Consider the following 6,228-nt stretch of genomic DNA (forward strand, 5'->3'; position numbering starts at 1 on the left):
CGATGTTGTCCCATTCGGTGCCCCTTTCATGGACAGGGGTAAAGTACCCCAGTGTCCGGAAACAGGGACGAAGTTCAGATTTGCCCTGACAGGGTTGCGTGACAGCTATCGCGCAATCGCCTTCGGTTGTGACCTCGTCGTGCGCGTTTTGGCTGAGGGAGACGTCCAACCCGGAAATACTTACACCGAGGGCAGCGCATGTGCGGCATAGCGGGCCTGCTTGCTTCTGGCTCAAGTGATGCTCAGGGTATTTTGGCGGCCCTAAAGAAGATGACCCGCAGCCTCGCTCATCGCGGACCGGACGCGGAAGGGTTTTGGACGGAAGGTGAGGTCGCATTGGGGCATCGGCGGCTGTCGATCCTCGATCTTTCCGAGGCTGGTGCGCAGCCGATGCGCTCGACCTGTGGGCGCTACGTAATCGCGTTCAACGGGGAAATTTACAATCACCTTGATATGCGTCACGAACTTGAAGGGATTGGCGCTGCTCCTGCCTGGCTTGGGCATTCGGACACCGAAACCTTACTTGCGGGCGTTGCGCATTGGGGGCTCGATGAGACGCTTCAACGCGCGAAAGGCATGTTTGCGCTGGCGCTCTGGGACCGCTCGGAAAAGCTGCTGTCTCTCGCGCGCGACCGCGTGGGGGAAAAGCCGCTGTACTGGGGATGGGCTGGGCAGACGCTGGTGTTCGGGTCCGAGCTCAAGGCATTGCGGTCGTATCCCGATTGCCCGCGCGAGGTGTGTCGCTCCGCCTTGGCTCAGTATTTGCGCTATTTATATGTGCCAGCCCCGCGGAGCATCCACCCTGGCCTTTATAAACTGGAACCAGGGACGATCCTCACGGTTGTTGGCGCGTACGCTGCTACGCCACCAAAAGAACCGATCCGCCCTGGCGGGCACTATGGCGGGATTGGCATCCGCCGTTATTGGGACTTGAACAGGGAGATTGATGCTGGCGCTCAGGACCGGATCATGGACGATCGCAAGGCAGTTGCGACGCTCGATGAGGTTCTCAGCATGGCAGTAGGGCGGCAGATGATTTCGGATGTGCCATTGGGCGCCTTCCTGTCCGGTGGCGTGGACAGTTCCACCATCGTTGCCTTGATGCAGGCGCAGAGTACGCGGCCGGTGCAGACCTTTACAATTGGGTTCGATGAGGCCGCGTTTGACGAGTCCCCCCATGCCGCCGCCGTTGCACGCCATTTGGGCACCGAGCATATCAAGTTGCGAGTCACCGACGCAGATGCGCGCGACGTAATACCCGATCTGCCAGAACTCTATGATGAGCCCTTTGCAGACTCGTCTCAAATCCCTACACATCTTGTCTGCCGTGCAGCGCGCCAACATGTGACAGTTGCCCTGTCAGGTGACGGGGGTGATGAGTTGTTCGGGGGCTACAATCGCTACATCCGCGGCCCCGGCTTATGGAAGCGCATCTCCAGGGCACCCAAACCCATAAGACAGATTTCGGGTCACGCTGCGCAGGCGTTGCCTGAGAGAACCTGGGACGTGATTGGCGATGCCTACAACCGTTTACGGCCCGGAAGCGCCGGGATCACAGGGCTGGGCGCAAAGGTCCACCGATTGGGTGAACGACTACGCCTGACAAACGACCTTGATGACTTATACCGAAATATGGCCAGCACGTGGATCGAACCTGAAAAAGTGATAACGGGTGATCTCAGAGAACCTGCATCTCAAATTGATGATCCACTCCCTGAGTTCGGTGCTGATGATCCCGCTATGCGGATGATGGTGCAGGACATGCGCAGTTATCTACCAGATGACATTCTGTGCAAGGTTGACCGCGCAGCAATGGGGGTCAGCCTGGAAACGCGTACGCCGTTCCTTGACCCTGACGTGATTGCACTCGCTGCACGTTTGCCAATGCAAATGAAAATCCGCGAAGGTCAAGGCAAGTGGGCCTTAAGACAGGTCCTTTATCAACATGTACCGCGAGAGATCATCGAAAGGCCCAAAGCGGGATTTGCTATTCCGATTGGTATATGGCTGCGTGGATCGCTACGGGATTGGGCCGAAGATTTGCTTTCGCGCGAACGCCTGGCTAAGGATGGCTTCTTCGAGCCAGACATTATTCGCCAGATATGGGCAGAGCACTTGTCGGGACGTAGAGACTGGGCGACACGGCTTTGGGCAGTCCTGATGTTTCAGGCGTGGTATGAGACGCAGGAGCACTCATGAATATCCTGCTGTTATCGCGTTACACCCGCTTAGGCGCGTCCAGTCGATTGCGTACGATGCAGTATCTGCCCGCTCTGGCCCGCGAAGGCTTGAAAGTTCAGGTTGCTCCTTTCTTTGATGACGCCTATTTGCAGGCGCTTTACTTGGGAAAGAGGAAACGTGGTTCTACGACCGGACATATGCTTCAGCGCATGCGCGATATGAGGATGACCCCGACCCCAGATTTGATCTGGCTGGAATATGAGGCCCTGCCTTGGGTCCCGTGGCTGATCGAACGCGCGATTCTTCCTCGAGGGGTGCCAATCGTGAGCGATTACGATGATGCGGTTTTTCACCGTTATGACAAACACAAGCTTGGAACGGTTCAGGCCTTTTTAGGTAAAAAGATCGGACGTGTGATGGCAGCCTCAGCCCTGGTGATGGCTGGGAACCCCTATCTGGGCGACCATGCGCGGCGCTCCGGTGCGACCCAGGTTGAGTTGGTTCCGACTGTTATCGATCTTGATGCCTATGAGGTTCGCGAGGATGCGGTTGATGAAATTACGCTGCGCGTTGGTTGGATCGGCACCCCGCAAACATGGCAGGAACTCGCCCATCCCATTCACGGTCTACTGGATCCCCTCCTTACAGAGCATCGGGCACTGTTTCGGGCGGTCGGCGCAAGCATGAAACCTGAAACCAGGGGAACGCTCGAAATCTTGCCCTGGATGGAAGACACCGAGGTGTCTTCCATCCAGGGCATGGATATCGGTGTCATGCCACTGCCCGACACGCCTTGGGCGCAGGGTAAATGCGGCTACAAACTGATCCAGTACATGGCCTGCGGTCTACCGGTCGTGGCATCGCCGGTGGGCGTCAATCGCGATATTGTTGAGCATGGTGTGAACGGTTTTCTGGCGGAGAGTGATGACGACTGGCACACCGCAATCGAAACTTTACTAAATGACGCCGAGCTGCGCCGCCGGATGGGAGCCGCTGGCCGCCGAAAAGTTGAGGAACGGTATTCTCTGCAAGTCTGGGGCCCGCGCGTGGCACGTATGTTGGGCAGTGTCATCAAAAGTCAGGCGCACGGCTGATGCTTTATTTTGGCCTAACCAATGGTCTGTTCCTCCTGCGTTATGCGCTGGCTCGACAAAACGGACTGCGTCGGCAGATTTATTATATTGTTCTCTTGGCGCTATTTCTATTCTCGGCATTCCGTTTTCAGGTCGGGTGCGACTGGTCGGGGTATTACTTCCAGTACCTCGCCGCCGAGAATATCGACTGGTCGGTCATCAAGGGTACAAGAGAACCAATCTGGTGGGCGATCCTGGGTTGGATCCAAAACAATGGGCTTCCCTATCCGGTCGCCAATATTGTCTCTAGTGCAGTATTTTTCATCGGTGTCCACGTACTTGCAAGGCGACAGCCGGATCCGCTGGGCTTTCTAGTGCTGCTGTTTCCGATCCTGATCATCAACATGCCAATGTCGGGGATCCGACAAGGGGCGGCCATCGGTCTGGTTTGTATTGCCTTCGCATCCTTCATTGATCGTCGTCCTGCCCATTTTGTTCTCTGGATAATTCTTGCCGCTGGATTTCACTCCAGTGCTCTTATTTTTATCCTTCTACTTCCGATCGCAACTGGTCGCTACACCAAGACACGTCTAATTATGACTGCACTTCTTTCCATTCCCGGGGCATTTTTGCTCGCCAGCGGAGACAGTGCGGAGATCGCTAGGATCCGTTATATTGATACAAACATTGAAGCCTTTGGCGCGGCTTTTCGCGTTGGCATCCTTAGTCTGTCAGCGCTTTATTTTTTCCTGTTCGTAAGAAAAAAATGGATGCGTGCCTTCCCGCAGGACTACAGCCTTGCAAGCATTGGCGCGATCGGAATGGCACTGGCTATTCTTCTGGTTCCAGTCTCCAGTGTCATCGGTGACAGGGTCGGCTACTATCTCATTCCGATTCAGGCGATGATTTTCGCCCGCTTACCCTTTTTGTCGTTCAGAGTTAACCAATCATTGCATTCCGCGCTCCCTTATCTGGGTCTGCTATTGGTCTTCTTAGTCTGGACTCAGATATCCGGGCATTTTCAGCAATGCTATGTTCCGTATAACAGTTGGCTCTTTGGGCTGCCGGGTGGCCATTTTTTGAGATAACCTAGTAAAAATCATAGTGTACGAACAACAAATGTTGTTTTGTGCGATGCGATGCGCTATCCTCATGTCATGCCCAGACTCTCAATCGACATCACACCCGAAGAACACCAGAAGCTGAAGGCCATCGCTGCGCTGAAAGGCGAGAGCATCAAGGACTACGTGCTGAAGCGGACCTTGGGCGCTGCCCCTGCCCTGGACGACATGAGCGAGGACGAAGCGGTTGCCGCTCTGGCCGACTTTCTCAGCCCTCGGATCGAGCATGCGCAGCGTGGGGAGTTTTCCACGAAGTCGATGGCCGACATCCGGCGTGAAGCACATGAGCAGGCCGGACTATAGCCGTCGCCATGCAGTCCTATGACCTCACGCTTGCCGCCGAAGAGGATTTGCGCAGCATTTGGCGCTGCACCTATAAGAAATGGGGCTTTAACGAGGCCGAGACGTATTTCGACCAGATCGAGGCGTGTTGCGAGGCCGTAGGTGACGGGCGGGCGCGCTCGAAAACGCTCTCCGAATTACCAGACGGTGTCCACATCCACCGTTGCGAGCATCACTACATCGCCTATCTGGACGAGGATCGTCCAATCATCATCGCCATCCTGCACGAGCGCATGCACTTCGTGCGGCGATTGCAAATCCGGCTGTAGTCACTTCGATGTGTATTGTTCCCACAGTAGCTCGAGCAGCTGCCCCTTAGTGATCCCAAGTCTCTCAGACTCTGCGGCTATTGCATCCCCTACCCTAGGAAAAACCTTCGGGTGCAGTTGGTAAGTTCCTGGACTGGGTTTACGCCTTGGCTTCTTTCGTGGAGTACGGTCGACAAAGCCGCGCGCCCCTCCACCGCGCCGACCGCTATCAACTTCAGCCTTCTTCACCCATTCGTTCAGCGTTTGCGGTGCACAGCCGATCTTTGCTGAGATCGACAGGGTCGCAGACCAGCGGCTTCATGCTGCCCTTGATTGTCCAAAACCATCCGTACGGCTCTTTCGCGCACCTCGGGTGAATACTTGTTCGTTGTTTTGTTCATGATGCTATCGATCATGGGGAGTACGATCTCCAACGTTATCGAGCGTTCGCCTCGCCACAAAAGGTTGTTATCGGCCGGTCGCAAATAGCCCTCCAAAATGTCGATGGACTGTCCGTCGTCAGATTTTTTGGGTGAGATCCTTCATTGAAAACCGCAACCCCTAAAGGGGAAATCAAGCAGACCTGAACAGATCCCGGATGAACACCATATCTTTGACCTCGCTCGGCTCGTTCCTCAGGCGATTGGCCTCATTGCCTGAAGATTCGAACCGGCCTCCTAAAACGCTCAGGCCCATGGGACGACCCCGTCTCTCAAGTCTAAGGTTTGCGGCAGATCGCCTCTATTGCTGGCCCATCTTGCATTTAAACGTAGATTACAGTATATATTAAAATACATATTATTGAGATATACATGGCCAAACTTCTCACACCCCACATTGCCACCATGACTGAAATGCGTGAGCCGCATAAAGTGCTTGAACGCTCCGGCGGCAATCCGGTTGCGGTTTTGAAAAATTCGGCTCTGGTAGGGTATTTTGTACCCGCCGAGGCTGTTCAGGAAACCAAAATCCATGTTGCCACACGCGACGAGGTCTTGGGAAGTCTCAAGCGTCGAGAAGGCATCAACCAGCCAGTTCTTGATTACCTCAAGGACAAATAGACGTGTTCAAACTTCTGTCTCCAGAACTTGTTGAACTCATCCATGACGAGGTTCTGAACCCTGGCGAACTTGTGGGACACGCACGCGACAAAACACTCGAAGGCGCATTGTCGCCTGTGGACAATCGCCTTGCGTATGGCTTGATTGAGGACGCGTTTGCTCTGGCGGCTTGTTATGCCGAGGCGATCGGTCAGGTCCATTG

General features: G+C 55.0%; 7 protein-coding genes and 2 pseudogenes. 8 read left to right on the forward strand and 1 reads right to left on the reverse strand.

The annotated features are described in order from the left end of the window. From LC354_RS25670 to LC354_RS25695, 6 genes are all read left to right on the forward strand, one after another. Positions 1-211, forward strand: a 211-nt coding sequence (locus LC354_RS25670) for a hypothetical protein (protein ID WP_223428807.1), incomplete at its 5' end; no start/stop codon positions are given. Then, positions 199-2,199 (forward strand): asparagine synthase (glutamine-hydrolyzing), encoded by a 2,001-nt coding sequence (gene asnB / locus LC354_RS25675; RefSeq protein WP_223428808.1) that lies wholly within the window; start codon positions 199-201, stop codon positions 2,197-2,199. The genes LC354_RS25670 and asnB, both read left to right, overlap by 13 nt. Then, a complete protein-coding gene (locus tag LC354_RS25680; protein ID WP_223428809.1) occupies positions 2,196-3,275 on the forward strand; it encodes a glycosyltransferase family 4 protein in 1,080 nt (359 codons plus the stop codon). Before asnB ends, LC354_RS25680 begins: the two co-directional genes overlap by 4 nt. Then, positions 3,275-4,342 carry an EpsG family protein gene (locus tag LC354_RS25685; protein WP_223428810.1) on the forward strand — a complete coding sequence of 356 codons (1,068 nt, stop codon included), beginning with the start codon at positions 3,275-3,277 and terminating at the stop codon, positions 4,340-4,342. The genes LC354_RS25680 and LC354_RS25685 overlap by 1 nt, the downstream gene beginning before the upstream one ends. Before the next feature lie 69 nt (positions 4,343-4,411). Continuing rightward, a complete protein-coding gene (locus LC354_RS25690) occupies positions 4,412-4,678 on the forward strand; it encodes an antitoxin (RefSeq protein WP_223428811.1) in 267 nt (88 codons plus the stop codon). 8 nt (positions 4,679-4,686) lie between these two features. Next, positions 4,687-4,986, forward strand: coding sequence for a type II toxin-antitoxin system RelE/ParE family toxin (locus LC354_RS25695; protein WP_223428812.1), 300 nt, complete (start codon positions 4,687-4,689; stop codon positions 4,984-4,986). Between the two features lie 189 nt (positions 4,987-5,175). Here the strand turns inward: LC354_RS25695 and LC354_RS25700 are convergent. Then, a pseudogene (locus LC354_RS25700) lies at positions 5,176-5,366 on the reverse strand (transposase); the annotation flags it as partial. Between the two features lie 411 nt (positions 5,367-5,777). Here LC354_RS25700 and LC354_RS25705 point away from each other — a divergent pair. Together LC354_RS25705 and LC354_RS25710 are read left to right on the forward strand one after the other, a co-directional pair. Next, positions 5,778-6,026 carry a hypothetical protein gene (locus LC354_RS25705; protein WP_223428813.1) on the forward strand — a complete coding sequence of 83 codons (249 nt, stop codon included), beginning with the start codon at positions 5,778-5,780 and terminating at the stop codon, positions 6,024-6,026. A gap of 2 nt (positions 6,027-6,028) precedes the next feature. Next, positions 6,029-6,228, forward strand: a pseudogene (locus tag LC354_RS25710) (type II toxin-antitoxin system death-on-curing family toxin); the annotation flags it as partial.

Origin of the sequence: Tateyamaria pelophila, assembly GCF_019966495.1 — a bacterium.
GTDB lineage: Bacteria > Pseudomonadota > Alphaproteobacteria > Rhodobacterales > Rhodobacteraceae > Tateyamaria > Tateyamaria pelophila.

Excerpts from the sequence above, each read along its gene's own strand:
- asnB (WP_223428808.1), top strand. The coding sequence starts at position 199 with ATGTGCGGCATAGCGGGCCTGCTTGCTTCTGGCTCAAGTGATGCTCAG.
- LC354_RS25680 (WP_223428809.1), top strand. The coding sequence starts at position 2,196 with ATGAATATCCTGCTGTTATCGCGTTACACCCGCTTAGGCGCGTCCAGT.
- LC354_RS25685 (WP_223428810.1), top strand. The coding sequence starts at position 3,275 with ATGCTTTATTTTGGCCTAACCAATGGTCTGTTCCTCCTGCGTTATGCG.
- LC354_RS25690 (WP_223428811.1), top strand. The coding sequence starts at position 4,412 with ATGCCCAGACTCTCAATCGACATCACACCCGAAGAACACCAGAAGCTG.
- LC354_RS25695 (WP_223428812.1), top strand. The coding sequence starts at position 4,687 with ATGCAGTCCTATGACCTCACGCTTGCCGCCGAAGAGGATTTGCGCAGC.
- LC354_RS25705 (WP_223428813.1), top strand. The coding sequence starts at position 5,778 with ATGGCCAAACTTCTCACACCCCACATTGCCACCATGACTGAAATGCGT.